A 24,282-nucleotide genomic window follows, 5' to 3' on the forward strand; every position below is an offset into this window, starting at 1 on the left:
GCGATTTATCGACGGTGACCGGCGGCCGATGCGCCGCCGCCACCTTTCTCCATTCAACGACCACAAGGAGTTCACGATGGCTCGACCCAAAATTGGTATCTTCGGCGCGCTGATGGCGCTCGGCGGCTTCCTCGCGGTCCGCTATGTCCAGCGAAACCGTGCCGCGCAGGGAGCAACAGGACGTGAGTTGCACCGTTGGGAAGGCGAGGGCGGCGCCGTTACCGCGCCGTCGTCGTCGTCCGCGCCCGGCGCGGCTCTGACGGCGAGCACGGGCCCCGGCGCCCATGGAGCAAACGGCTCCGCACATCCCGACGCGTGGCCGTTCCCGCACAGCAGTTAAGCTTGCTTTTCGCCAGGGCGCCGCATGAAATCCCTGGGATGCGGCGCCTTGGCGGTACTGTTAATTTGTCTCAGTAAAGCCGTATAATAGGTAAATACAGAACAATAGTGCCGATCACGTCCTGCTTTCTGCGTGTATTGTTGCAGTATTGAATGAAATCGGCGGTCCCTTGCTTGATGCAGGTTGGCGTGCGCTCACATCGAGTCGCATTCGCCGCCGCCCGCGCGAGGGTCGTCGCCCTTTTTAGCATGCCCCGCCGCATGCTCTTCTCCCACGCTTGCAGGCTTTCGAGACGCGATGCCACATGTACTGATTGTCGATGACGACGCAGGTACCCGCGAGGCGCTTTCCGCCATCATCGGGGAAGACGGATTGACCACCGCCACCGCGGGCGATTTGCGCGAAGCGCGCATTCAACTCGTCCGGCAAATGCCGGATGTTGTCTTTACCGACCTGAAGCTGCCGGATGGCAGCGGGGTCGACTTGTTCGAAGATCTCGATCCGCGCTCCGGCGTGGAAGTGATCGTGATCACCGGCCACGCCACGGTGGAGTCGGCGGTGAACGCGCTGAAAATGGGCGCCACCGACTACCTGGTCAAACCGATCAACATGCAGCGCGTGAAGGCGATTCTTTCGCGCCTGCCGCGTGCCGGCGACCTGAAGGCGGAAATCGGCACTCTGCGCGGCGAATTGCGCCGCATGGGCCGCTTTGGTTTGATGCTCGGCAATTCGCCGGCGATGCAGGAGGTCTACGACCAGATCGGCCGCGTTGCGCCCACGGCGGCTTCGGTCATGCTGGTCGGCGAATCGGGCACCGGCAAGGAAGTGGCCGCGCAGACGCTGCACGAACTGAGCTTGCGTCGCAAGCATGCGTTTCTCGCCGTGAACTGCGGCGCGATCTCGCCGAATCTGATCGAATCGGAAATGTTCGGTCACGAGCGCGGCTCGTTCACCGGCGCCGACCGTCAGCACAAGGGCTATTTCGAGCGCGCGAACGGCGGCACGCTGTTCCTCGACGAAATCACGGAAATGCCGATCGAGCTGCAGGTCAAGCTTTTGCGCGTGCTCGAAACGGGCATGTTCATGCGCGTGGGCACGACAAAGGAAATCGAAACGGACGTGCGCCTGATCGCCGCGACCAACCGCGATCCGGAGCAGGCGGTGCTGGAAGGCAAGCTGCGGCTGGACCTTTACCACCGGCTGAACGTATTCCCGATCAGCTTGCCGCCGCTGCGCGACCGGGGCAAAGACGTGGAGTTGCTGGCCCAGGCGTTTCTCGACGAACTCAACGAACGTCACGGCACGCGCAAACATTTCCCGCCCGCGGTGAAGGAGATGTTGTTGTCGTACCCGTGGCCAGGCAACGTGCGCGAACTGAAGAACTACGTGCAGCGCGCGCACATCATGTCGGGCACGGATTCGGACAGCACGGCCACCGTGCCGCTGCAGATCACGCTGTCGAAGCCGGCGGCCGGTACGGCGATCACCATCCCGTTCGGCACGTCGCTCGCAGAAGCGGATCGTCAGCTGATTCTGGCCACGCTCGAGCAGTGCGGCGGCGTGAAGACGCGCGCGGCCGAGATTCTCGGCATCAGCCTGAAGACGCTGTATAACCGCCTCGTGGAATACGGCAATGACGCGCGTGAAGAAGGCGATTCCGCCGACGAATCGCGCGCGCTGGGCGGCGCGGACGCTTAGCGTTCAGTCGCCCCCGCTTTGGCCGGGAGCGCTTCGGTAACGGCACAACCCTTGCTGCGTTTCGGTAGAACGCATAACGAGGATCACTGACATGCCGGAACACGTTGCCGCTCCCGCGTCGTCGCTTCAAAAGCATGCACATCGTCCGGAGCCGATCGAGCCGCCGACGCCGGGCGAGCCCGACACTGTGCCCGACCCGAGTCCGCAGCCGATCGAACCGGTCGAGCCGCCGATCGGCGATCCGCCGCCGCAGCCCACGCAAACTCCCCAAGCCAGTCAGCGCCCGCCAATCTCTCTGCAACTCTGACATGGCGAGCGGGTTGCGCCCTAGCCACGCGCCGCAAACTTGTGTACATGTTACAAATGCGGCGCACGTTTTACCGGCAGTTACGGCGTCGTTCCGAGACTTGTAGATGCCGCCACTGCCTGGGCGGCGCGGCTTTGCCCGGAGGCATCGACCATGAGACATCCAGCACTGCGGCGTTCGGCGCGTCACTCCAAGCGCGACGGCCGTCCCCCGGCGACCAGGAATGGTCCGCCGCTTTCTACCGAGTCGCCCCCCGCGCCCGCGCCTGATTCATCGGCCGCACCCGCCCCTCAGGCGCCTCACCACGATCCGTCCGCGCAGAATCGCGTCGCTCCGCACGCACCACCTGACGGGGAATACAACCAGGGCGGCGTCCGCCCGGAAGGCCTCGACTACCAGCGCGACTTGGGCTCCGAGCAGGACGCGTGAGGCTCTCTGCCCAGCAACTAATCACGCGAGAACGGCGTTCGCCGGTTCGTCGTAGGAAACGGAAGGAAGTTCTTCGCGGCGGTCCCGTGCTGCGGGTTTTTGCTCGCCCGTCACATTTGCATACATTTTTTGTCCTCCGCTTCCGCAAAAACGGCACGCGACTTGCATGCACCTTTCTGGCACATGTCCGTATGCAACGAAACAACTGAACTAGGTGGAGCACCAATGAGCAGACTGATCGTGGTATCGAATCGTGTTGCGCCGACCCAGGAAGGGCGGCCCGCAGCGGGCGGCCTGGCGATCGGCGTGCTGGATGCGTTGAAGGAAACCGGCGGAGTCTGGTTTGGCTGGAGCGGTGAGACGGTGAGCGAGCCGTCCCCGCCGCTGATTGAGAAACAAGGCAACGTGACCTATGCGACCGTTGGCCTGACCAAGCGTGACTACGACCAGTATTACCGCGGCTTTTCGAATGCGACGCTGTGGCCGACGTTTCACTATCGCAATGACCTGTCGCGTTACGATCGACAGGAATATGCAGGCTATCAGCGCGTCAATGCGACGCTCGCCAAGCAGCTCAAGGAGCTCCTGAGGCCCGACGACATTATCTGGGTTCACGACTACCACTTGCTGCCGTTTGCGCGCTGCCTGCGCGACCTCGGCGTGAAGAACCCGATTGGCTTCTTCCTGCACATTCCGTTTCCGGTCCCCGAGGTGTTACGCACGATCCCGCCGCATGAAGAACTCGTGAAGGCGATGTGCAGCTACGACGTGATCGGCTTTCAGACGGAGGCGGATCGCCAGTCGTTCGTCGATTTCATCGAGCGTGGCCATCATGGCACGTCGAGTGAAGACGGCATGGTTCACGCCTACAACCGTTTCCTCAAGGTGGGTGCGTATCCGATCGGTATCTATCCGGACGCGATCGCCAAGGCCGCCGAGCAGTTCACCGACCGCAAGCCGGTGCGTAGCCTGCGCGACGGCATGCGCGGCCGCAAGCTGATCATGAGCGTCGATCGCCTCGATTATTCGAAGGGTCTGGTCGAACGCTTCCAGGCGTTCGAGCGCCTGCTGCTGAATGCGCCGGGATGGCACGGGCGTGTGTCGCTCGTGCAGATCGCACCGCCGACGCGCGCGGACGTTCAGACCTATCAGCGGATTCGTCAGACGCTGGAAGGCGAGGCGGGGCGTATCAACGGCCGCTTTGCGCAACTCGACTGGACGCCGATCCAGTACCTGAACCGCAAGTACGAACGCAATCTGCTGATGGCGCTTTTCCGTCAATCGCAGGTCGGCTACGTGACGCCGCTGCGCGACGGCATGAACCTGGTCGCCAAGGAATATGTCGCGTCGCAAGATCCGGCCGATCCGGGCGTGCTGGTGCTCTCGCAATTCGCCGGCGCGGCCGAGCAACTGCCGGGTGCTCTGGTTGTCAATCCGTTCGATCTCTCGCAGATGGCCGAAGCGCTGGAACGTGCACTTTCGATGCCGCTCGCCGAACGTCAGGCCCGCCATGCGGACATGATGGCGCCGATGCGCGAGAACAACCTGTCCGTGTGGCGCGATACCTTCCTCGGCGATTTGCGCAACGTCGCTACGGCGTCTTCCGTGACGGCCAAAGCGGTAAAGCTCGCTGACGTGACGGCGTCGTCATAGGAATTTTGCGGCAGCGCGGCTCTCGCGGAGCCGCGCGCGCTCGTCACGTCTGAGCGAGGTTGTCGAAGACAAGAAAGAGAAGGGCGCGGATCGTTTGCAACGATCCGCGCCCTTTTTGCGTTGAGTTCACAAAAAATGTTGATCAGGCCGGCCGCGCCTTCGCCTGTTGCGTTACGCGCAGGGTGCTGACCACCGCTGCCACCGCGGAAAACCCTGCGGCCACATACAGCGCGAGGACTGGCCCGTTGTGCGGCGCCACTCCGAAAATCAATGCGACAAGCGCGGCGCCGAGCGTCTGCCCGGTCAGGCGCGCGGTGCCCAGCATGCCGCTTGCGCCGCCGCTGCGCTCACGCGGCGCCGATGACAGCATCGTGCGGTTGTTAGGCGACTGGAAGATACCGAAACCGGCGCCGCACAACGCCATGCGCCATGCGATCTGCACCGGCTCGGGATGCGCTCCGAGCGTGGCGAGCAGCAGCAGTCCGACGGTCATGGTGGCCAGTCCGACGCCGCCCAGCCAGCCTGACGACACCTTGTCCGACAGCACGCCGGCAATCGGCGCAGCGACGATGATGACCGCGGGCCATGGCGTCATCAGGAGACCGGTATCGACCTGCGAGAAACCGAGCGTGTCCTGCAGCATGAAAGGCAGCGACACGAAAGCGAGCATCTGCGCGCAAAACGAACAGACCGAGGTGCCGATCGACAGCGCGAAGATCGGAATCCTCAGCAAATCGATCGGCAGCAGCGGCGCCGGCCGGCTCAATTGACGACGCACGAAGAAGTAGCCGATCACCACCGCGCCGATGAATTCCACGGCGACGTAGCCGAGCCGTTCGCCGTGCCCGAGACCATCGACTGCGAAAATCAGCAGGCCGAATACGAACGCGTTCATGACCGCGCTCAACAGGTCGTATGGCGAATCGTGGCCGCGGTTCATCGGCAAAGCCTTGAAGCCGCCCACGATCGCCGCGATGCCGATCGGCACATTGATCGCGAAGAGCCACGGCCACGAGGCCACGGCGAGCACCCCCGAGGCCACGGTGGGTCCTACAGCCGAGGACACGGCGACCACCATCGCATTGATTGCGACGCCGCGCCCGAGTTGCGTCGGCGGGTAGATCATGCGGACGAGCGCCGTGTTCACGCTCATGACACCCGCCGCGCCGAAGCCCTGCACGACGCGTGCAATCGCGAGCGTCGACAGCGACGTGGAGAGCGCGCAGCCGAAAGACGCGATCGTGAACAGAATCAGGCCGCCAAGATAAATGCGCCGATAGCCGATGCGGTCGCCAAGCGACGCCAGCGGCAGCAGCGAAATGGTGATGGCAAGCTGATACGCGTTGACGACCCAGATGGAGCCGGCCGCACTCGCCCGGAGGTTTCGCGCGATAGTGGGCAACGCGACATTGGCAATGGCGCTGTCCAGTACTGCCAGCGTGAGGGCGAGCGCAATGACCAGCATCGCCCAATAGCGTTGCGGCGTCGGCAGGCCGTGTTCGGGGTTGGACGCCGCGGCGCTGTCGGCCGCGCCTGTCTGCTCTGCGTCGGGCGGTACTGCGCCGCTATTGCGCGATGGTTGTGCGTGCATCGGTTGTTGAATGTGCCTTGGACAAACCGCCGGTCGGACAGCGAGCCGTGGGTATCGCGCGCCGTTGCAAAACGGTTCGCGGGACGCGGCGATGCCGGCGCGCAACGGATGAGCGCGCCGGCATCGCCCATGTCACATGCGCGCCGCGCTCGGGCGGCGCGGCATCGCAAGCTTGCCGTTATTTGAGTTCGTAGAGGCCGGTGTGAGTCGTCGAGTCGATCTCGTTCATATGCGTCATGAAACGCGCGACCGCATTGGTGGTTTCTGCATTGATCGGCAGATGCGGCACGCTCAGCGCATGCAGGCGGAAGATGTAGCGATGTGTCTTGTCGCCGCGCGGAGGCGCAGCACCGCCGAAGCCGACCGTGCCGTAGTCGTTGCGCACCTGCAGCGCGCCTTGCGGCAGCAGCGAGCCGTCGGCCTTTCCGGCGTTGCGCGGCAACGAACGCACGTCGGCGGGAATGTTCACCACCACCCAGTGCCAGAACCCGCTGCCAGTCGGCGCGTCGGGATCGTGCACGGTGAGCGCGAAGCTCTGCGTGTCGGCCGGCGCGCCTTCCCACTGCAGCGCGGGCGAGATGTTTTCTCCATCGACGCCAAAGGCTTTGTCGCTGTATTCGTGTGCCTTCGGCATGAAGCCGTTGTTGGAGAAATCGTCGGACCAGAGACGGAAATCAGCCATTATGTGCCTCCCTTCTTGACGGGTTTTCGATGGCCGAAGCGAACGGTTTCAGCGCCGCGCCGACGTCATGCCGGACGGCCGAGCGTCGCTTCGGGTAAGCCGATTGAGTGTATCACCGCGTGCTTTCGGTTCGCTCGCCGCAACGCCCGGTGTAACGTGCTACGCGCGCTCCTCGAAGCTCGGCGCATCGCTTTTCAGCCATTCGACGAGCCGCGTCAGCACCCCTTCTATATCGCGGTTGGCGCCACGCAAAGCGCATTCCCATACGACCGCGACGCGCCAGCCGCCGGCGAGCAACGCGGCGCGCACCTTGTCGTCGTTGCTGCGATTACGGCCAATCTTCTCGCGCCAGAACTCGGGGCGCGTCTGCGGCCATTTGAAAAGATGACAGTCGTGGCCATGCCAGAAGCAGCCGTGTACGAGCACGACGGCGCGGTAACGGGGCAGCACGATGTCGGGACGTCCCGGCAGATCGCGCGCATCGAGACGAAAGCGAAAGCCCTGCCGATGCAGCAGGCTGCGGATCAGAACTTCGGGCTTGGTGTTGCGCCCGCGAATGCCGGACATCATGCGGCTGCGGGTCGCGCTATCGACGATATCGACCATTGCTAGCTTTCGAAGCCGCACCGCGCGCGGCCGCAGTGCGTCGGCGTGTGAGGAAGGGACTTCTGTCGACTCATTCGATGGCTCCTCGGTAAGCAGCGATTGCATACGCGGGAGCACGATGCGCGCCACATCGGGCGTCGCCGGCAGATTAATCCGATGCGCGCAAGCAAGCCGGCGGATGCCGGCATTTGCCAGTTTACGCAAAAACGGCTGTCGTCACGATCACGATCGGCGCACGAGCATGCAGAGACTTTGTATCCGGCGCAACTCGGAGTCGTAACCTTCGAGCATATGGCCAAGCGGCCTTCTGCGTTCACGACGCCCTTGCTCGAACTCGCGCCTCTCTTCCTTGGTGGGAACCCAGTATCTGCCGATGCGGTCTTCCTGCACGTGGCGAATCGTGCCGGCGCTGACTAACTGGCTCAGCGAAGCCTTCACTTGCCGCGTACTGCTGTTCAACTGGTTCGCGAGCGCGACGCAGGTGTATCGGACTCCCGGCGTCATGATGGCGTCGAGGTTCGACGCACTCAGCCTCTTGCGCTTTGCCGCCTCCTTGTTCTTCTCCGCTTCGTTATCCGAAGCGACGACGGTGCACGCGTCCGGCTCTTGATAGTTGTCGCGCGACGACGCTCGCGCGGTATGGTCTCTTTTCATGTTCGACGCCTCTCTTCTTCCTGTTTTACCAGTGCTGGATCGTCTTCACATCGCGAGCCGGAACATGCGTTTTCCGGCCGCTTCAATGCAACCGCTTACTGCGTTCCAGATGAGGGAACACCGTCGCGCGCCGCGGCGATGGACGCGTCGCGCTTTTTGCCTGCGGCTGCTTTCTGCCGCAGATAGACGCGTTTCTCTGCTGCCACCTTTGCGTCATAGGTGCGATTGGCCGCGGAGATCTGCTGATGCATCTGGACGATCTGGTCGTTTGTGCCCGCTGACGGTTTTTCCGTTTCGGTCTGTGCCCTGCATGTAGATGCGGCGCTGAACAGGCAGAACAACACAGTGGAAACGAGTTTCTTCATAGACGCTCCTGCGAAAAAAACGGCCGCGTTAAGCGGCCGCGAAAGTCCACCACTCAGACCTTGAAAGTGGAGGCTCGGGGTTCGTTACTCGCTGCAACGTGATGAGAAGTTAATGCAAGCGACAGTGAGCGGAAAGAACGGAAATGACGTACGTGTAAAGGAAAACCGAACACGAACTCATTAAGCGCGATGCAAACACATCGCGTTCCGCCGGTGCTATGTATCCGTCCCGCACCCGTGTCCCCTGAAGTTCCTACGCCATTTGCGCATGCTGTTCGCAGGCGATTAACGCGTTCACGATCGCGCTTCTTCACAGTCCCTATCGGCTCGCGATACGTTCGCTACTGACACCGATCGAATGACCGAATCGTTCAAACGCTGCGAGTTGTCACGAGACTTTGGCCACACTTAATAATCAGGAACAGGAGCAAGACATGCGTGCACTCACACTACGATCGCCGGGTATGCTGAACCTCGCCTTTGCTACGGCCATATTGCTGAGTCACCCACTAGCGGCCCACGCACAAGTGACGCGTGCGCCTGCGCCAGCCACTGCGGCCAGTGCGGTGGGTGCAGATGCGATGGCCCGGCTTACCAGCCGTATCATCAATGTCGATGTGCAGACGAGTCGCATCACGGTCCAGGGAGCGCGCGGAGAAACGGTGGTCGTGGAAGTCGATCCCGAGGTTGCGGACGTGAGACTGCTCAAGGTAGGCGACGAAGTTCACGTCGAGTACTCAGGCGCATTGCTGCTGTCGGCGGAAAAGTTAGAGACGAAGGGCGTCCGTTCGCGCGTCGAGGAAGAGACGGCGACGCCGATATCTCACGGTATGTCCGTCAAGCTTCGCAACGTCGACATTGTCGCAACCGTGCAGCGTTTGGATCGTAAGAATCGGCAGATCGTATTGCGTGGCCCCACGCGCAGCATGCTGTTGCAGATAGCGCCTGACGTACCTCTCGATAAGATTGCCGTTGGTGACAGCGTGCACGCGAAATATCATGCAGAAACAGCGATTCTGATCACGCGCGACGGCAAACCAATTCGTTGATCCTATGAACAGCCGGCGTGTAGGTACTGCCGTTCGCAGCAGTACCTACACGCCGGCACGACTTAACTGTCAGCGTGCTAGAAAAGCAGTTCCGTCGATTGCAGAACCCGCTTCGCTTCTGCCGTTCCTGCCTTGTCGCTGTCGCGGATCGTTTCCAGCAGTATGTCGACGAGGCAATTCGCCGCCGCGCTGAGAGGATTCCCGTTGCGCGAGACGATGCCGACCGACGTGTCGGCAAGTTCTTCTCTCAGCGGAAAAGCGCAGAACTTGTAGCGCGTCACGCAAATCTCTCCGAGCGGCCACGGAAAGATAGAAACTGCATCGGTTCTTTGCAGTACTGATGCGGCCACTGTCAATGAATGGGTGAAGTGGACGTTACGTGGTTCCGGCAAGCCATTGCGATAGAACATCTTCTTCGAGAGACGGCACTCCATGTCCGAGTCGAGCGAGACGAGCCAGTCGGCATCAATGAGGTCGGCAAGAGAGCGCGACTGCGCAAGCGGGTGGCCCTGCCGCGCGACAACGGCCAGGCCGCAAGAAAAGAGCGGGCGGAAATTGAATTCCGTATTGGCGATGTCCGGCGCCTGCCGTCCCACGAATAGCTCGACGCTCCCGTCGCGCAAACGGGGATTCGCAATCGACATAAGCCCTTCGAACATCTCCAGTTGGACATTCGGCATTCTCTTGCGGAACTGGATGAATATTTCCGGAAGAAAACAGTATGTGGCGAGTACATTCGCAGGTCAATTGCTGGTCAAGCCGCTGACGCCGGCAATCGACGTAGCCGTGAGCATGGCAATGCCTGCGCACACCGCGCCTTCGTTGCTCGCGCGGCATTTCATCGAAATCCTGCAAGCGCATTTGGACACGATTGCGCTATCCGCGGTATGCGGGTAACCACCACATAAACTTTTTCGGTGTTGTGATTTCCTGGACCTATGATCCAATCGATCCCGCTCTTTCCGCGGCGATCGGAGCACGGTCACGAGTGTCGAAGCGTCGATCGTACCTGCCGTGGCCGGCGAAAAATCAAATCACTCGAATGGAGTCACGCAAATGAGCAATCAGCCTTTGATCTTGCTGGTACATGGTTTTTGGGGCGGCGCTGCGCATTGGAGCAAGGTCATCATCGAATTGGCGCGCAGGGGTCACCAGTCGATCCGCGCTGTGGAATTGCCACTGACGTCGCTGGCCGATGACGTCGAGCGTACCCGCAAGATGATCGCTCAGCAGAACGGACCGGTCTTGCTGGTGGGACATTCGTATGGAGGCGCCGTCATCACACAGGCAGGAAATCACCCGGACGTCGTTGGCCTCGTGTATATCGCGGCGTTTGCGCCGGACGAGGGGGAGAGCCCCGGTGGCATTACGGAGCAGCATGTTCCCGAGGCTGCGCCGCATCTCGAACCTGACAGCGATGGCTATCTATGGCTTAAAGCCGGGAAGTTCCATGAGAGCTTTTGTCAGGACCTTACTTCCGACGAGGGACTCGTCATGGCTGTGACGCAGAAAGCACCGCTCGGCGGAACGTTCGGAGACCGAATCAGTTCGCCTGCGTGGGCCAACAAACCCTCCTGGTACCAGATCTCGAGTGAAGACAGAATGATCCACCCCGACAACCAGAAGATGATGTCCGCCCGGATGAATGCAAGAAAGGTAGTCACGCTGCCCGCAAGCCATGCGTCGCTTGCTTCGCGACCGGTGGAGGTCGCCGCATTGATTCATGAGGCGGCCACAGAACTGGCCAGGTGATCGCAACGTCGATGGGTGGGCCTGTCGAATCTGTTGCGTATTGGATTGACAGACCCGCTTTACTGGTCGTGATTACACGACGCAACTAAGCAACGCAACAAGCAACGCAACAAGCAACGCAAGAAGCAACGCAACAAGCAACGCAAGAAGCAACGCAACTAAGCAAACGCAGTCAACGTTTCCCGCGAACGTTCGCGCTCGCGCGCGAGAAGCTCTTTCAAATGCGGGCTCATGATGCGCGCCACTTCCTGCATGACCGGAACTACGACGCTGTTGCCGAACTGGCGATATGCCTGCGTATCGCTCACGGGAATCACGAAGTCGTCGGGAAAGCCCATCAGACGTGCGCATTCGCGCGGCGTTAAACGGCGGGGCCGCTCCCCGTTGCCTTGCGCGAGAAGAATCTCAGAGCCGTCCTTGTGATAACGCGCGGACAGCGTGCGTGTGACGCTGCCCGGCGTGACGAGGCCGAAGCCGAAGCCGTTTCCGGCCGCGCGATGTTTCTCGGCGTAAGCCTGCAGGTAGGCCCACAGATTCGGCGTCAGCGTGTACTTCGGCTGCACCTTGCGGCCGACGTGGTCGAAGAAACGCTCGCCGTCGTGCGGCAACACCGGCTCGGTGCCGTCGGTCTTGTGCAGAATCGACGCGAGACGCGGCCCCGTTGCCGGTACGCGCAGATCGTCGAAAGAAAACCGGGTTGGCTCGCGAAAACCTACGATGACGATCCGCTCGCGATGCTGCGGCGTGAAGTGTTGCCCGTCTATGACTTTGTAGTGGACGTCATATTTCAGCTCGTCGCGCAGTACGTCGAGAATCGTTCTGAACGTGTTGCCTTTATCGTGCGAGAGCAAGTTCTTGACGTTTTCCAGCACGAAACCGGCCGGGCGTTTAGCGTCGATGATGCGCGCGACATCGTAGAAAAGCGTGCCTTGCGTCGTGCACTCGAAACCGTGCGGACGGCCGAGCGAATTCTTCTTGCTTACGCCTGCGATGCTGAAAGGCTGGCAAGGAAAGCCGGCCAGCAGCAGGTCATGCGACGGCACCGAATCTTCCGCGTAGGACACGATGTCGCCGACGAACTGGTGTACGTGGCTGGCGTCCTGGTGGTTCTGCTGGTACGTCTTTTTGGAGAATTCGTTCCATTCGCTTGTGAACACGCACTGACCGCCGTGCGCCTCGAAGCCGCGTCGAATTCCGCCGATTCCCGCAAAAAGATCGATGAACTGGAAATCCGCCCGGCTTTCGGGGTGCGAATTTCGCGCATTGGTATGCAGCATCTCACGCAAAGCGGCTTCGGCGATGCGGGGACAGCTTTGGTCCGTTTTCCAGCGTCGAATGGTTCTGACGTCTTTTCCGCAGCGCGCCGCGATTTCAGCCTGACTGTAGACCTGCAGCGCTTGTAGGAGCAGGTCGTGCCTGGTGGCCATTGTCATGTCGCTTGTTCTCGCTGGGAATTTTGGCGGACATTTTGACCGTTCGATCACCGCCTGTCCAGGAATTTTGGGGCGCGATATGTCCCGCCGGAGCCTTGAGCGGCGAAATGCGCTTGTCACAGTTGGATGTGTACGCTTGCAGCGTGACGCGAGGTCCCTGCGTTGCGACGTGTTAAGGCCGCGGCATAGTTCGCGGCCTTTTTTTATATCGACACCAACATCTCGCGCCTGCTCCCCGCTTCGTTCCGCACCAGCGCAACTCCGAAGCAACAACAGCGGGCGACCGCCGCGCTAGGCGAGATGTCCGGCGCCGGTTTCGTGCGTAGGTGGAAATAGTGCAGCGGTGGCGGGCGCGAGTTCGTCCCATGCCAGAGGCGGCTCGGCCTCGAACTGGTCGAGCTGCAACAGAAGACTGTCCACCGCGCACAGCTGCGGGTGCGTCAGGCTGCCCGTGTCGAGCAACTTGTAAAGACGCTCGCGCCAGTAGGTCGGGGGCAGAATAGGGCCAGCGAGGTCGCCTTGCAACGACAACCGCATCGCGCGCGCGATATGGGTGATGTCGCCGTCGATCAAACCGGCTTTCGATGATGCCGACAGGGTGATGGGTTTGCGGTCCATGGCTCCTCCATGGCACCTATTACGGCAGGCTGGAGGGAAACTTTAGCCTTTTGATGAAAAAATTTCCGGGGGCTTGATGGAAAGCCCGTCGCGCGGCACCGCATTTTGCGACGCGGTCAGCAACGGCCCTCAGGCATGGCCGTTGCTCGATCAGGTTACTGGCGCAATTTCGCGTCGGCATTCAAATAAGTGGAGCCGAACATGAACAAGGACCAGGTAAAAGGTGTGGGCGAACAGGTCAAGGGAAAGATCAACGAAGCCGTGGGTAAGGCGACGGATAATCCCGCCAAGGAACTGAAGGGCGATCTCCAGCAGGGCGCGGGCAAGGTGCAGAAGAGCTACGGCGACGCAAAGGAAGACGCGAAGGACCAAGCCAAGCGCAACACCCCGTAATCTGGCTTGATGCGGTCGTAGGGAAAAAGGCGCTTCGGCGCCTTTTTCTCATTGGCGGCGTCATTTCGGGTCGCCGGCAGGAGGCGCGCCGGGCTGCCGTCGGCGTGTCCGGTTTCCGGCTGCATCGTCGGCCGGGCCTGGGAGTAACCCGGCTTTGGCGCGCCGAACGTGCGCTGCGGGCTGTCGGGCCTTTAGACTGGCTGCATCCAACATGGAGGCCGCGACAATGACACCGGAAAAAGTGCTTTCGATGTTCGAACGGCAGTACCTGGAAGGCAAAGCGCCCGTCGATCTGGACGAGACTTGCGCAAGCTTTGCAGCCTGGCTCGCGTCGATGTGGGAGCAACTCGACGTCGAACGCAGGGCGCTGCTGTTGACGGTGGGTGCCGCGCTGTGGCGCGAAGGCTATGACCTGAGCGCGGGCGGCGCGACGAAGGACTTGTGGTGAACGCAAGCTGAATCGCGGACTCGCCGGCGTCCCGCACCCGTTGCGCCGACTCGGTTTATATTTGGCGCTCCGCATTGACACAGGCGAGGCCGGTCGCCCCGTCGATCTCTGCCGCTCAATGCGATTTCCGCCATTCCGCACAGGGTTTACACCATCACATGACAGATTTGTCCGCTTTCCCGATCACGAAGAAATGGCCTGCTGAGCATCCGGACCGCCTTCAGCTGTATTCGTTGCCTACGCCGAACGGCGTCAAAGTGTCGATCATGCTTGAAGAAACCGGCTTGCCTTACGAGCCGCATCTGGTGCGCTTCGACACGAACGATCAGATGACACCGGAATTTCTGTCGGTCAATCCCAACAACAAGATTCCCGCGATCATCGATCCCAACGGACCTGACGGCAAACCGCTGCCGCTCTTCGAGTCCGGCGCGATCCTGATTTATCTCGCGGACAAAACCGGCCAGCTGATTCCAAAGGACGCCGCCGGCCGCTACGAGGCGATTCAGTGGGTCATGTTTCAGATGGGCGGCATCGGCCCGATGTTCGGCCAGCTTGGCTTCTTCCATAAATTCGCAGGCAAGGAATACGAAGACAAGCGTCCGCGCGATCGCTACGTCGCCGAATCGAAAAGACTGCTCGGCGTGCTGGAGCAGCGTCTCGAAGGGCGCGAGTGGATTCTCGGCGATCAGTATTCGATCGCGGACATCGCGACGTTCCCGTGGGTGCGCAATCTGATCGGTTTCTACGAAGCGGGCGAACTCGTCGGCATAGAGGATTTTCCGAACGTGAAGCGCGTCCTGGCCGCGTTCGTCGCGCGTCCAGCTGTTGTTCGGGGACTGGATAGTCCGAAGCGGGTGTAGGCGTTCGTTGGTACGACGGCGGTCCGCGCCGGACCGCGCGTCGTTTTGATAACGTATAGCGGAGCGTATGGCAGAACGCATGGCGGACCGTATTGCAGACCGTGTGGGCGGCATACGGCAGTTCAGGTCCATTCAGACTTTGCGCGCGTTGGCCGCGTTGGGCGTGGTCGCATTTCATGCCGAAGGGAATGTGGCCACATACGGCTGGGCGACGCATTTCTTTCATCAGATTTCGCGTTTCGGTGAAATCGGCGTCGATGTCTTTTTCGTCATTTCCGGCTTTGTCATGGTGCTGGTTACGCATGGCAAACCGCCCGGCGCGGCTTCCGCAAAGGCATTCATCGTTGCCCGCATTGCCCGCGTTGTTCCTCTTTATTGGGCGCTCACGTCGCTTTTCATTGTCTTGCTTCTCGTCGTGCCGGGCGCATTCGGAAACGCGTCGCTGAATGTCGGGCATGCGGTGGCCTCCTATCTGTTTTTCCCCTGGCTGAACTGGATCCACGTGACGGCGCCGGTGGTCGGCGTCGGGTGGACGCTCAACTACGAGATGTGGTTTTACGGCGTGTTCGCCGTTTCGATGTGTTTAACGCGTTATCGGCTGCTGGCTGTCGCGGCGTTCCTGGCGGTTATGTCCGCGCTGCATTTCGTTCACACAGGCGGAGTCGCATTTTCGTTTTATACAAACCCGATCGTGATGGAGTTTGTATTTGGCACTCTCGTCGGCTGGGTTTATGCGACGGGACGCGCGGTGCCGATAGCAGTGGCGGCAGCGATCGTCGTGTCGATCCTGGCCGCCGGCAAAGTGTTCGCGCCGGCCCTTACTGAAACGAACCGCTTTCTGGTCTTTGGGTTGCCTGCGTTCGCCGTAGTTGTGGCCGGGTTGTCGGTGGAGAACATGGTGCGCTGGAACGCGTTGCTAAAACTCGTTGGCGACTCTTCTTATTCGCTGTATCTGACGCACGTTTTTTCGGTGCCGGTCTGCGTCAAGCTGCTGCAGATATTCGACCGGCAGCATCGTATGCCTGGCGATCTGGTCTGTGTAGTCGTGGTGCTGGCGTCGGTCGCCGTCGGGCTCGCTTCGTACCAATGGCTCGAAGGACCGATGAACAGAATGGGCAAGCGCCTGATCAGGCGGACTCGTGCGACGGCAGAGCCTGCGCGCAACTGAGGCGTTGCGTGGGACGGCGTGAGAGATGTGAAAGGCCGTGCGAGGCTGTGAGGCGGGTTGGTCCCCCTGGCAGGAATCGAACCTGCATCTAGCGCTTAGGAGGCACTTGTTCTATCCATTGAACTACAGGGAGATGGATAACTTTGCGGGGCGGACCGGGCCCCTGATTTTTGCTCGCTGCGCCCACATTCGGCGGCAGCGGCTCACATGTCCAGCTATGCAAGCGAGGGCAAGAGTATAGCAAAAACGTTGGAAACGAATGCCGCCTTCAAAGCCCGCCAATACACGATCGGAGCCCGCTGACGCGTCACTATCGCCGACGTTTCGCCTGACGACCGCACCGGCGAAGAAGAGTATCAGACCCGGCTCGCTCCCCGAGCCCGCCCCAAAAAACAAGCGGCCCAGCAGGCAAGACCTGCTGGGCCGCGCGAACTACCGACGCCTTATCTCAACGTCCGGCCGGTCAAGGCTGGCACACCACAGCCAAGCCGCTCAGCCTCAAAATTCGACCACCGCGAATTCCGCTTTGCCGACGTCGCACAGCGGGCAGCGCCAGTCGTCCGGAATCGCGGCGAAGCGGGTGCCCGCGGCGATGCCTTCTTCGGGCAGACCTTCTTCCTCGTTGTAGATCCAGCCGCAAATCAGACACACCCAGCTTTTATATTCTGTCACTTCCGTTACTTCGCTCACGACGCACTCATCTCTCTTCAATGCAATGATCCGCCCAGTCTGCCCCTTTTTTGGGCATGGCGGCGACCCGCAATACTACAGGAATTCGTCCGATGCCCCGAGTTACCGACGTTCCGCGCAGGGCTTGCGTGAGGGCGTGTCACGTAGAGCGTGTATCCTCGGACTCGCAGCGGCTCGGCGTTTCCACGCGGTTTATGTTTCCAACCAGGAGAGAAGCCATGTTCAGAAGCAGATGGTTGAGCGGCGCGGCACTGGCCGCGTTGCTGGCGGCGTCGGGTGCAGCGCAGGCTGCAAGCGTGTCGTTCGTGCAGCCGACGGACGGCGCGAGCGTCAGCAATCCGGTCCACGTGATGTTCCGCGTCGAGGGCATGAAGATCGCGCCGGCCGGCACGATGACGGACGGCACCGGCCATCATCATCTGCTGGTGGACGGCAAGCCGCTCCCCAAAGGCGAGGTGATTCCCGCGAACGACAAATCGCTGCACTTCGGCAAAGGGCAGACCGAAACGGATCTGACACTGCCGCCGGGCGATCACGCGCTGACGCTGCAATTTGGCGACGGCGCGCATCGTTCTTATGGCCCCGACCTCAGCAAGACGATCACGGTGCATGTGAAGTGATGGGGGCGCCCCTGCGAAGGGGCAAGGGCGGGCATGCGCGGCCCGGTGATTCGTCCTATGTCTTCAGGCTTACAGGCACCAGCCCGCGCGCCCGGTACAATGAGCAGTTCCGACTCATCGCTGTCTTCTCCAATTCTCCATGTCGCTTTACACCATTACCGGAGCCCAACTGGCATTCGGTCACGTCGCGTTGCTCGATCACGCGGACTTCTCTCTCGAATCGGGCGAACGCGTCGGGCTGATCGGCCGCAATGGCGCGGGCAAGTCGTCGTTGCTGAAAATCGTCGCCGAACTCGCCAAGCCCGACGACGGACTCGTCACGCGCCAGCAGAATCTGACCACGGTGTACGTGCCTCAGGAGCCGGAGTTCGATACGGACGACACGGTGTTCGATGCAGTCGCCGCCGGTCTCACGCACGCCCGCGCGCTGCTCGACGAGTACGACGCGGTCGCCAACCAGCTTGCGGACGAACCGGAAGGCGCACAGCACGACGCGCTGATGGCACGCATGAACACGCTGCAATCGTCGCTGGACGCGGCGGACGCCTGGAACTGGAGCACGCGCGTCGCCACCACGCTGCAGCAGATCGGCCTGAATGGCGAGGCGCGCGTCGGTTCGCTGTCGGGCGGCATGCAAAAGCGCGTGGCGCTCGCCCGTGCGCTCGTCGTGCAGCCTGACGTACTGCTGCTCGACGAGCCGACCAACCACCTGGATTTCGACGGCATCCGCTGGCTCGAAGATCTGCTCGTGTCGCAGCGGGCGGCGCTGCTCTTCATCACGCACGACCGGGCGTTTCTCGACCGTGTCGCGACGCGCATCGTCGAACTGGATCGCGGGCGTCTGCTTTCATATCCGGGCAATTTCTCGGCTTATCAGACGCGCAAGGCACAGCAGCTGGAAATTGAACGCGTTGAAAACGAGAAGGCCGACAAGCTCCTCGCGCAGGAAGAGGTGTGGATTCGCAAGGGTGTCGAGGCGCGCCGCACGCGCAGCGTCGGCCGGATCGCACGGCTCGTCGAAATGCGCAACCAGCGCGCAGAACGCCGCAACGTGCAAGGCAACGTCAAGCTCGACGTGGGCCAGGGCGAGAAGTCGGGCAAGATCGTCGCCGAACTGACGGACGTCACGAAGCGCTACGGGTCGCGCACCGTGATCGACAGTTTCACGGCGACCGTCATGCGCGGCGACAAGATCGGCTTTGTCGGTCCGAACGGCGCGGGCAAGACCACGCTGCTGAAGATCATCCTCGGCGAATTGCAGCCTGACGAAGGCACGGTGCGCGTCGGCACCAATCTGCAAGTGGCTTATTTCGACCAGATGCGCGCGCAGCTGGACCTGGACAAAAGTCTCGCCGATACGATCAGCCCCGGCAGCGAGTGGGTGGAAGTCAACGGCCAGAAAAAGCACGTCATGAGCTACCTGGGCGACTTCCTGTTCGCACCGGAGCGCGCCCGTTCGCCGGTCAAATCGTTGTCGGGCGGCGAGCGTAACCGTCTTCTGCTCGCACGTCTTTTCGCGCGGCCGGCCAACGTGCTGGTGCTCGACGAACCCACCAACGACCTCGACATTCCCACGCTCGAACTGCTGGAAGAGCTGCTCACCGACTACGACGGCACGGTGCTGCTCGTCAGCCACGACCGCGCGTTTCTCGATAACGTCGCGACGTCGGTGATCGCGTCGGAAGGCGGGGGCAAGTGGCGCGAATACGTAGGCGGCTTCACAGACTGGCAGATCCAGAGCCAGCGCTCGCAGCAAATGGCGCAGGAAGCGCAGAAAGAGGCGAACAAGGACGCGGCCAAAGACAGCGCGAAAGACAGCGCGGCTTCCAAGGACAGTCCCGCTGGCCGCAACACCCAACGCGCGGCCAAGTTGTCGTTCAAGGAACAGCGCGAACTGGAAGCGTTGCCGGAGAAAATTGCCGCTCTTGAAGCGGAGCAGAAAGCCATTGGTGCTCAGCTTGAAGACGGCTCGATATTCGCGAAAGACGCGCAGGAGGGCAAGCGCCTTTCCGAACGCTACGCCGCGATCGACGAAGAACTGCTGCTCGCGCTCGAGCGCTGGGACGAACTGGAAAAGCGCCGCAAATAAAGCGGCGAGCGCTGACGTGTTGCGTCGTCGGCGCATTTGCTTTTGCATGGGCGACGCCTTGTCCGGAAGGCCGATCGCTTGAGCCGTGAATTGCCGCCAGGTTTGAAATCAGTAAAATACCCCGCGAACAGGCTTCCCTCGGCGTTCGCACCGGCGGCAACGATGCGCGGCAATAGTGCCGTGCGTCGGGCCGTTATCCTGCGTGTCGATAAGAGCCCGCGCACACAACCGCGTGGCCGTCACGTGGAATGCGCGCGGAAGCCCTGCGGCAAAACAGTTTGCCCGCGCTGCGGGCACCCCACCTAACCACGTTGTTTCGTTTCGCTTTTTTTGAAAACTCAACGCATTGTCCACGGACCTGTCCACAGGACCTGTGGACAACGATGAACCGACGCACCCGAGTCAACCATGTCCACGAAAAAGCCAAACGCCGCGTATAGCGAAGCGTCGATCAAGGTGTTGAAGGGTCTCGAGCCGGTCAAGCAACGGCCCGGCATGTACACCCGCACCGAGAATCCGCTGCACATCATTCAGGAAGTTATAGACAACGCGTCGGACGAAGCCCTCGGCGGCCACGGCCGGCAAATCACGGTCACGTTGCACGCGGACCATTCGGTATCGGTCGAAGACGACGGCCGCGGTATTCCGTTCGGCCTGCATCCGGAAGAAGGCGTGCCGGTCGTGGAAATCGTGTTCACGCGGCTGCACGCGGGCGGCAAGTTCGATAAAGCCGCCGGCGGCGCCTACACGTTCTCGGGCGGCTTGCACGGCGTCGGCGTGTCCGTCACCAACGCGCTGTCCACGCGCCTCGACGTCACCGTGTGGCGCGACGGCAAGGTTGCCGCGCTGAGCTTTGCGCACGGCGACGTGGCGAAGCCGCTCGAAGTGCGCGCCGCAGCGAAGGGCGAAAAGAAGTCCGGCACGCGCGTTACCGCGTGGGCGGACCCGAAGTACTTCGACTCGCCCAATCTGCCGCTCGGCGAATTGCAACGGCTGCTGCGTTCGAAGGCAGTGTTGTTGCCGGGCGTCGAAGTCACGCTTATCAACGAGAAAACCGGCGAACAGCAAAGCTGGAAATACGAAGACGGTTTGCGCGGCTATCTGCTCGAAGGCATGAACGGCAGTGACCTGCTCATTCCGCTTTTCGAAGGCGAGCGTTACGCCGAAAACTCGCGATCGAGCGAAGAAACCTTTGCCGAAGGCGAGGGTGCCGCGTGGGTCGTCGCGTGGAGCGAGGAAGGGTCGCTCACGCGCGAGTCGTACGTCAACCTGATCCCGACGCCCGCAGGCGGCACGCACGAATCGGGCTTGCGCGACGGCTTGTATCAGGCGGTGAAGAGCTTTGTCGAATTGCACAACCTGCAGCCGAAGGGCGTGAAGCTTCTCGCTGAAGACGTGTTTGCGCGCGTGTCGTTCGTGCTGTCGGCAAAGGTGCTCGATCCGCAATTCCAAGGGCAGATCAAGGAGCGTCTGAATAGCCGCGACGCGGTGAAGCTCGTGTCGTCGTTTGCGCGCCCGGCGCTCGAATTGTGGCTGAACCAGCATGTGGAGCACGGCAAGAAGCTTGCGGACCTCGTCATCAAGCAGGCGCAGGCGCGCACGCGAGCAGGGCAGAAGGTCGAGAAGCGCAAGAGCTCCGGCGTGGCTGTGCTGCCAGGCAAGCTGACCGACTGCGAGTCGACGGAAATCGGCCGCAATGAGTTGTTTCTCGTCGAGGGCGATTCGGCCGGCGGCTCCGCGAAGATGGGCCGCGACAAGGAATATCAGGCGATCCTGCCGTTGCGCGGCAAGGTGTTGAACACGTGGGAAACCGAGCGCGACCGTCTCTTTGCGAATAACGAAGTGCACGACATTTCGGTGGCGATCGGCGTCGATCCGCATAGTCCGGACGACAAGGTCGACCTGTCGAACCTGCGCTACGGAAAGATCTGCATTCTGTCGGACGCGGACGTGGACGGCTCGCACATTCAGGTGTTGCTGCTCACGCTGTTCTTCAAGCATTTCCCGCAGTTGATCGAACGCGGGCATGTGTGCGTCGCGCGCCCGCCGCTCTTTCGCGTCGACGCGCCCGCGCGCGGCAAGAAACCGGCGCAAAAGCTCTATGCACTCGACGAAGGCGAACTCGAAGCGATTCTCGACAAGCTGCGCAAAGACGGCGTGCGCGACACGCAATGGTCGATCAGCCGCTTCAAAGGCCTCGGCGAAATGAGCGCCGAGCAACTGTGGGATACGACGATGAACCCGGACACACGGCGACTCACGCCGGTCGCGCTCGGCGAGCTCGACTACGACGCCACGGTCGCGCGCATGACCATGCTGATGGGCAAGGGCGAAGCGGCATCGCGGCGCAGCTGGCTGGAAGAAAAGGGCAATGAAGTGGAAGCGGATATCTGAGCGGTTTTACAGCGCTCGCATGTCGCACGGAAGCACGAAACTTCACGCCAAACACGATACGGAATCTAGATGGACGACGATAACACTCTCGACCTGTTCACCGAGCCACCGCCGCCGGAAGGCGATTTTTTGACGCTCGGCAATTACGCTGAACGTGCGTACCTCGACTACGCGGTCAGCGTGGTCAAGGGCCGCGCGCTGCCGGATGTGTGCGACGGCCAGAAGCCGGTGCAACGCCGCATCCTGTTCGCAATGAACGACATGGGTCTGTCCGACAACGCGAAGCCGGTCAAGTCGGCGCGCGTGGTTGGCGACGTGCTGGGTAAATATCACCCGCACGGCGACCAGTCGGCCTATGACGCGCTGGTGCGTCTCGCGCAAGACTTTTCGATGCGCTACCCGCTGATCGACGGCCAGGGCAACTTCGGTTCTCGCGACGGTGACGGCGCGGCGGCCATGCGCTACACCGAAGCGCGCCTGACGCCGATCGCCAAGCTGCTGCTCGATGAAATCGATCAGGGCACGGTCGACTTCATGAAGAACTACGACGGCGAGTTCGACGAGCCGAGGCTCTTGCCCGCGCGTCTGCCGTTCGTCCTGCTCAACGGCGCCTCGGGCATTGCCGTGGGCCTCGCCACCGAAATCCCGTCGCACAACCTGCGAGAAGTCGCAGGCGCCGCGGTCGCGATGATCCGCAACCCGAAAATTGCGCATGCCGAATTGATGCAGCACATTCCGGGTCCGGATTTCCCCGGCGGCGGCCAGATCATTTCGAGCGAAGCGGAAATTTCGGCGGCCTACGAAACCGGCCGCGGCAGCCTGAAGGTCCGAGCACGCTGGAAGATCGAAGACCTCGCGCGCGGCCAGTGGCAACTGGTCATCACCGAATTGCCGCCGAACACGGCCGCGCAAAAGGTGCTCGAAGAAATCGAGGAACAGACCAATCCGAAGATCAAGCTTGGCAAGAAGGCGCTAACGCCCGAACAGTTGCAAGGCAAGCAGACCATGCTGGCCTTGCTCGACGCGGTGCGCGACGAGTCCGGCAAGGACGCGCCCGTGCGCCTCGTGTTCGAGCCGAAGTCGAGCCGCATCGATCAGACGGAGTTCGTCACCACGCTGCTCGCGCATACGAGTCTCGAGTCGAATGCGTCGCTGAATCTCGTGATGGTTGGCGGCGACGGCCGGCCGCGTCAGAAGGGCTTGAGCGAAATCCTGCACGAGTGGATCGCGTTCCGCTTCGCGACGGTCACGCGCCGCACGCGTCACCGTTTGACGAAGGTGGACGACCGGATCCACATCCTCGAAGGCCGGATGATCGTCTTTTTGAATATCGACGAAGTCATCCGCATCATTCGCGAGTCCGACGAACCGAAGGTCGCGTTGATGGCCGCGTTCGGTCTGTCCGATCGCCAGGCCGAGGACATCCTCGAAATCCGGCTGCGTCAGTTGGCTCGTCTCGAGAAGATCAAGATCGAGAAAGAGCTTGCCGAACTGCGCGACGAAAAAGCGAAGCTCGAAGAACTGCTCGGCAGCGAATCGGCGATGAAGCGCCTGCTCATCAAGGAAATCGAAGGCGACGCGAAGCAGTACGGCGACGAGCGCCGCACGCTGATCCAGCAGGAAAAGCGCGCGACGTACGAAGCGCGCGTGGTCGATGAACCTGTCACGGTCGTGGTCTCGCAAAAGGGCTGGGTGCGTGCGCTGAAGGGGCACGGGCTGGACACGGCTGGCTTCACGTTCAAGGCCGGCGACGGTCTCTACGCCGCGTTCCAGTGCCGCACGCCCGATACGCTCGTCGCGTGGGGCAGCAATGGCCGCGTCTATTCGGTCGCGGTGGCGTCGCTGCCGGGCGGCCGTGGCGACGGCGTGCCGGTGACGTCGCTGATCGAACTCGAATCGGGCAGCCACCTGATGCATTACTACGCGGCTTCGGCTGACCAGGCATTGTTGCTCGCGTCGAGCAACGGCTTTGGCTTCATCGCGAAGGTCGGCGACATGGTGAGCCGCCTGAAGGCAGGCAAGTCGTTCATGACGATCGACGCCGGCGCTGTGCCGCTCGCGCCCATGCCGATGCTGCCGGACGCGACGCAGGTCGCGTGTCTGTCGTCGAGCGGGCGCCTGCTGGTATTCGGTCTCGACGAAATGAAGACGCTCTCTGGCGGCGGTCGCGGCGTCACGCTAATGGCGCTCGACGACAAGGAAACGCTGGTTCAGGCGCTCGCGATCAACGCGGCGGGGGTCATGCTGATCGGCGCGCGTCGCGGCGGACGTCTGGACGAAGAAAAGCTGAGCGGCGCCGCTTTGGCGTCGCATGTCGGCAAGCGGGCGCGCAAAGGGCGCGCGCCCGAAACCAGGCTGAAGCTCGAAGGTATGCGCCCCGTGCTGGCCGCTTGACGAAGATTGACGTTCCAATACGGCCGGCGTCTGCTAGCATGCGAGG

The 24,282-nt window shown here is 61.7% G+C and carries 25 protein-coding genes and 1 tRNA gene; 16 read left to right on the top strand and 10 right to left on the bottom strand.

What is annotated here, in order from left to right:
* Positions 1-76: 76 nt before the first annotated feature.
* The 5 genes from H281_RS0101230 to otsA all read left to right on the top strand — a co-directional run bounded on the left by H281_RS0101230 (position 77) and on the right by otsA (position 4,427).
* Positions 77-340, top strand: coding sequence for a hypothetical protein (locus H281_RS0101230; RefSeq protein WP_020065269.1), 264 nt, complete (start codon positions 77-79; stop codon positions 338-340).
* Between the two features lie 297 nt (positions 341-637).
* Entirely contained in the window at positions 638-2,038 is a 1,401-nt protein-coding gene (locus H281_RS0101235; protein WP_020065271.1) for a sigma-54-dependent transcriptional regulator, read from the top strand.
* 91 nt (positions 2,039-2,129) lie between these two features.
* Positions 2,130-2,345 carry a hypothetical protein gene (locus H281_RS0101240; protein WP_020065272.1) on the top strand — a complete coding sequence of 72 codons (216 nt, stop codon included), beginning with the start codon at positions 2,130-2,132 and terminating at the stop codon, positions 2,343-2,345.
* Between the two features lie 153 nt (positions 2,346-2,498).
* Positions 2,499-2,774 (top strand): hypothetical protein, encoded by a 276-nt coding sequence (locus tag H281_RS37180; RefSeq protein WP_084690001.1) that lies wholly within the window; start codon positions 2,499-2,501, stop codon positions 2,772-2,774.
* 225 nt (positions 2,775-2,999) lie between these two features.
* Positions 3,000-4,427: an alpha,alpha-trehalose-phosphate synthase (UDP-forming) gene (otsA, locus tag H281_RS0101250; RefSeq protein ID WP_020065274.1), complete on the top strand. Its 1,428-nt coding sequence runs from the start codon at positions 3,000-3,002 to the stop codon at positions 4,425-4,427.
* Between the two features lie 142 nt (positions 4,428-4,569).
* On the opposite strand, the gene H281_RS0101255 is transcribed toward otsA, so the two are convergent.
* From H281_RS0101255 to H281_RS0101275, 5 genes are all read right to left on the bottom strand, one after another.
* A complete protein-coding gene (locus H281_RS0101255) occupies positions 4,570-6,018 on the bottom strand; it encodes an MFS transporter (RefSeq protein ID WP_020065275.1) in 1,449 nt (482 codons plus the stop codon).
* A gap of 178 nt (positions 6,019-6,196) precedes the next feature.
* Positions 6,197-6,700 carry a YbhB/YbcL family Raf kinase inhibitor-like protein gene (locus H281_RS0101260; RefSeq protein ID WP_020065276.1) on the bottom strand — a complete coding sequence of 168 codons (504 nt, stop codon included), beginning with the start codon at positions 6,698-6,700 and terminating at the stop codon, positions 6,197-6,199.
* Between the two features lie 159 nt (positions 6,701-6,859).
* Positions 6,860-7,306: a very short patch repair endonuclease gene (locus H281_RS0101265; protein ID WP_027804196.1), complete on the bottom strand. Its 447-nt coding sequence runs from the start codon at positions 7,304-7,306 to the stop codon at positions 6,860-6,862.
* Between the two features lie 222 nt (positions 7,307-7,528).
* A complete protein-coding gene (locus tag H281_RS0101270; protein WP_020065278.1) occupies positions 7,529-7,960 on the bottom strand; it encodes a hypothetical protein in 432 nt (143 codons plus the stop codon).
* Positions 7,961-8,055: 95 nt separating this feature from the next.
* Positions 8,056-8,325 (bottom strand): hypothetical protein, encoded by a 270-nt coding sequence (locus H281_RS0101275; RefSeq protein ID WP_020065279.1) that lies wholly within the window; start codon positions 8,323-8,325, stop codon positions 8,056-8,058.
* 434 nt (positions 8,326-8,759) lie between these two features.
* Here H281_RS0101275 and H281_RS0101280 point away from each other — a divergent pair, with 434 nt between their 5' ends.
* Positions 8,760-9,374 (top strand): hypothetical protein, encoded by a 615-nt coding sequence (locus H281_RS0101280; protein WP_027804197.1) that lies wholly within the window; start codon positions 8,760-8,762, stop codon positions 9,372-9,374.
* Between the two features lie 77 nt (positions 9,375-9,451).
* Here H281_RS0101280 and H281_RS34210 read toward each other — a convergent pair whose 3' ends face one another.
* Complete coding sequence (locus H281_RS34210) at positions 9,452-10,054, bottom strand: LysR substrate-binding domain-containing protein (RefSeq protein WP_020065281.1); 603 nt, start codon at positions 10,052-10,054, stop codon at positions 9,452-9,454.
* 43 nt (positions 10,055-10,097) lie between these two features.
* Here H281_RS34210 and H281_RS0101290 point away from each other — a divergent pair, with 43 nt between their 5' ends.
* Positions 10,098-10,271: a hypothetical protein gene (locus H281_RS0101290; protein WP_241077827.1), complete on the top strand. Its 174-nt coding sequence runs from the start codon at positions 10,098-10,100 to the stop codon at positions 10,269-10,271.
* Positions 10,272-10,430: 159 nt separating this feature from the next.
* On the top strand, positions 10,431-11,126 hold the full coding sequence (locus H281_RS0101295) for an alpha/beta hydrolase (protein ID WP_020065283.1): 696 nt from the start codon (positions 10,431-10,433) through the stop codon (positions 11,124-11,126).
* A gap of 158 nt (positions 11,127-11,284) precedes the next feature.
* Here the strand turns inward: H281_RS0101295 and dcm are convergent, their stop codons facing one another.
* Positions 11,285-12,559, bottom strand: coding sequence for a DNA (cytosine-5-)-methyltransferase (gene dcm / locus H281_RS0101300; RefSeq protein WP_020065284.1), 1,275 nt, complete (start codon positions 12,557-12,559; stop codon positions 11,285-11,287).
* Positions 12,560-12,850: 291 nt separating this feature from the next.
* On the bottom strand, positions 12,851-13,177 hold the full coding sequence (locus H281_RS0101305; RefSeq protein WP_020065285.1) for a hypothetical protein: 327 nt from the start codon (positions 13,175-13,177) through the stop codon (positions 12,851-12,853).
* Between the two features lie 201 nt (positions 13,178-13,378).
* Here H281_RS0101305 and H281_RS0101310 point away from each other — a divergent pair, with 201 nt between their 5' ends.
* From H281_RS0101310 to H281_RS0101325, 4 genes are all read left to right on the top strand, one after another.
* Positions 13,379-13,570, top strand: coding sequence for a CsbD family protein (locus H281_RS0101310; RefSeq protein ID WP_020065286.1), 192 nt, complete (start codon positions 13,379-13,381; stop codon positions 13,568-13,570).
* 226 nt (positions 13,571-13,796) lie between these two features.
* The gene (locus H281_RS0101315) at positions 13,797-14,018 is read left to right on the top strand and encodes a hypothetical protein (protein WP_027775606.1); all 222 of its coding nucleotides are present in this window, start codon (positions 13,797-13,799) and stop codon (positions 14,016-14,018) included.
* 158 nt (positions 14,019-14,176) lie between these two features.
* Positions 14,177-14,881 carry a glutathione binding-like protein gene (locus tag H281_RS0101320; protein ID WP_020065288.1) on the top strand — a complete coding sequence of 235 codons (705 nt, stop codon included), beginning with the start codon at positions 14,177-14,179 and terminating at the stop codon, positions 14,879-14,881.
* A 67-nt stretch (positions 14,882-14,948) separates the two neighbouring features.
* Complete coding sequence (locus H281_RS0101325; protein WP_020065289.1) at positions 14,949-16,049, top strand: acyltransferase family protein; 1,101 nt, start codon at positions 14,949-14,951, stop codon at positions 16,047-16,049.
* 58 nt (positions 16,050-16,107) lie between these two features.
* Here the strand turns inward: H281_RS0101325 and H281_RS0101330 are convergent.
* Positions 16,108-16,182: transfer RNA gene (locus tag H281_RS0101330), tRNA-Arg, on the bottom strand.
* Between the two features lie 365 nt (positions 16,183-16,547).
* Positions 16,548-16,739, bottom strand: a complete 192-nt coding sequence (locus H281_RS0101335) for a rubredoxin (RefSeq protein WP_020065290.1) — start codon at positions 16,737-16,739, stop codon at positions 16,548-16,550.
* 218 nt (positions 16,740-16,957) lie between these two features.
* Between H281_RS0101335 and H281_RS0101340 the strand changes: the two genes are divergently transcribed.
* The 4 genes from H281_RS0101340 to parC all read left to right on the top strand — a co-directional run bounded on the left by H281_RS0101340 (position 16,958) and on the right by parC (position 24,236).
* Complete coding sequence (locus H281_RS0101340) at positions 16,958-17,359, top strand: DUF4399 domain-containing protein (RefSeq protein ID WP_020065291.1); 402 nt, start codon at positions 16,958-16,960, stop codon at positions 17,357-17,359.
* 139 nt (positions 17,360-17,498) lie between these two features.
* Positions 17,499-19,448: a ribosomal protection-like ABC-F family protein gene (abc-f, locus tag H281_RS0101345; protein WP_020065292.1), complete on the top strand. Its 1,950-nt coding sequence runs from the start codon at positions 17,499-17,501 to the stop codon at positions 19,446-19,448.
* Between the two features lie 408 nt (positions 19,449-19,856).
* The gene (locus H281_RS0101350) at positions 19,857-21,842 is read left to right on the top strand and encodes a DNA topoisomerase IV subunit B (RefSeq protein ID WP_020065293.1); all 1,986 of its coding nucleotides are present in this window, start codon (positions 19,857-19,859) and stop codon (positions 21,840-21,842) included.
* 69 nt (positions 21,843-21,911) lie between these two features.
* Entirely contained in the window at positions 21,912-24,236 is a 2,325-nt protein-coding gene (parC, locus tag H281_RS0101355; protein ID WP_020065294.1) for a DNA topoisomerase IV subunit A, read from the top strand.
* The last annotated feature ends 46 nt before the right edge of the window (positions 24,237-24,282 follow it).

The organism is Paraburkholderia caledonica (assembly GCF_000383275.1).
Classification (GTDB): domain Bacteria; phylum Pseudomonadota; class Gammaproteobacteria; order Burkholderiales; family Burkholderiaceae; genus Paraburkholderia; species Paraburkholderia caledonica.

Bases quoted from the DNA above. Each gene is read 5' to 3' on its own strand.
- H281_RS0101230 (WP_020065269.1), top strand. From the start codon at position 77: ATGGCTCGACCCAAAATTGGTATCTTCGGCGCGCTGATGGCGCTCGGC.
- H281_RS0101235 (WP_020065271.1), top strand. From the start codon at position 638: ATGCCACATGTACTGATTGTCGATGACGACGCAGGTACCCGCGAGGCG.
- H281_RS0101240 (WP_020065272.1), top strand. From the start codon at position 2,130: ATGCCGGAACACGTTGCCGCTCCCGCGTCGTCGCTTCAAAAGCATGCA.
- H281_RS37180 (WP_084690001.1), top strand. From the start codon at position 2,499: ATGAGACATCCAGCACTGCGGCGTTCGGCGCGTCACTCCAAGCGCGAC.
- otsA (WP_020065274.1), top strand. From the start codon at position 3,000: ATGAGCAGACTGATCGTGGTATCGAATCGTGTTGCGCCGACCCAGGAA.
- H281_RS0101255 (WP_020065275.1), bottom strand. From the start codon at position 6,018: ATGCACGCACAACCATCGCGCAATAGCGGCGCAGTACCGCCCGACGCA.
- H281_RS0101260 (WP_020065276.1), bottom strand. From the start codon at position 6,700: ATGGCTGATTTCCGTCTCTGGTCCGACGATTTCTCCAACAACGGCTTC.
- H281_RS0101265 (WP_027804196.1), bottom strand. From the start codon at position 7,306: ATGGTCGATATCGTCGATAGCGCGACCCGCAGCCGCATGATGTCCGGC.
- H281_RS0101270 (WP_020065278.1), bottom strand. From the start codon at position 7,960: ATGAAAAGAGACCATACCGCGCGAGCGTCGTCGCGCGACAACTATCAA.
- H281_RS0101275 (WP_020065279.1), bottom strand. From the start codon at position 8,325: ATGAAGAAACTCGTTTCCACTGTGTTGTTCTGCCTGTTCAGCGCCGCA.
- H281_RS0101280 (WP_027804197.1), top strand. From the start codon at position 8,760: ATGCGTGCACTCACACTACGATCGCCGGGTATGCTGAACCTCGCCTTT.
- H281_RS34210 (WP_020065281.1), bottom strand. From the start codon at position 10,054: ATGCCGAATGTCCAACTGGAGATGTTCGAAGGGCTTATGTCGATTGCG.
- H281_RS0101295 (WP_020065283.1), top strand. From the start codon at position 10,431: ATGAGCAATCAGCCTTTGATCTTGCTGGTACATGGTTTTTGGGGCGGC.
- dcm (WP_020065284.1), bottom strand. From the start codon at position 12,559: ATGACAATGGCCACCAGGCACGACCTGCTCCTACAAGCGCTGCAGGTC.
- H281_RS0101305 (WP_020065285.1), bottom strand. From the start codon at position 13,177: ATGGACCGCAAACCCATCACCCTGTCGGCATCATCGAAAGCCGGTTTG.
- H281_RS0101310 (WP_020065286.1), top strand. From the start codon at position 13,379: ATGAACAAGGACCAGGTAAAAGGTGTGGGCGAACAGGTCAAGGGAAAG.
- H281_RS0101315 (WP_027775606.1), top strand. From the start codon at position 13,797: ATGACACCGGAAAAAGTGCTTTCGATGTTCGAACGGCAGTACCTGGAA.
- H281_RS0101320 (WP_020065288.1), top strand. From the start codon at position 14,177: ATGACAGATTTGTCCGCTTTCCCGATCACGAAGAAATGGCCTGCTGAG.
- H281_RS0101325 (WP_020065289.1), top strand. From the start codon at position 14,949: ATGGCAGAACGCATGGCGGACCGTATTGCAGACCGTGTGGGCGGCATA.
- H281_RS0101340 (WP_020065291.1), top strand. From the start codon at position 16,958: ATGTTCAGAAGCAGATGGTTGAGCGGCGCGGCACTGGCCGCGTTGCTG.
- abc-f (WP_020065292.1), top strand. From the start codon at position 17,499: ATGTCGCTTTACACCATTACCGGAGCCCAACTGGCATTCGGTCACGTC.
- H281_RS0101350 (WP_020065293.1), top strand. From the start codon at position 19,857: ATGTCCACGAAAAAGCCAAACGCCGCGTATAGCGAAGCGTCGATCAAG.
- parC (WP_020065294.1), top strand. From the start codon at position 21,912: ATGGACGACGATAACACTCTCGACCTGTTCACCGAGCCACCGCCGCCG.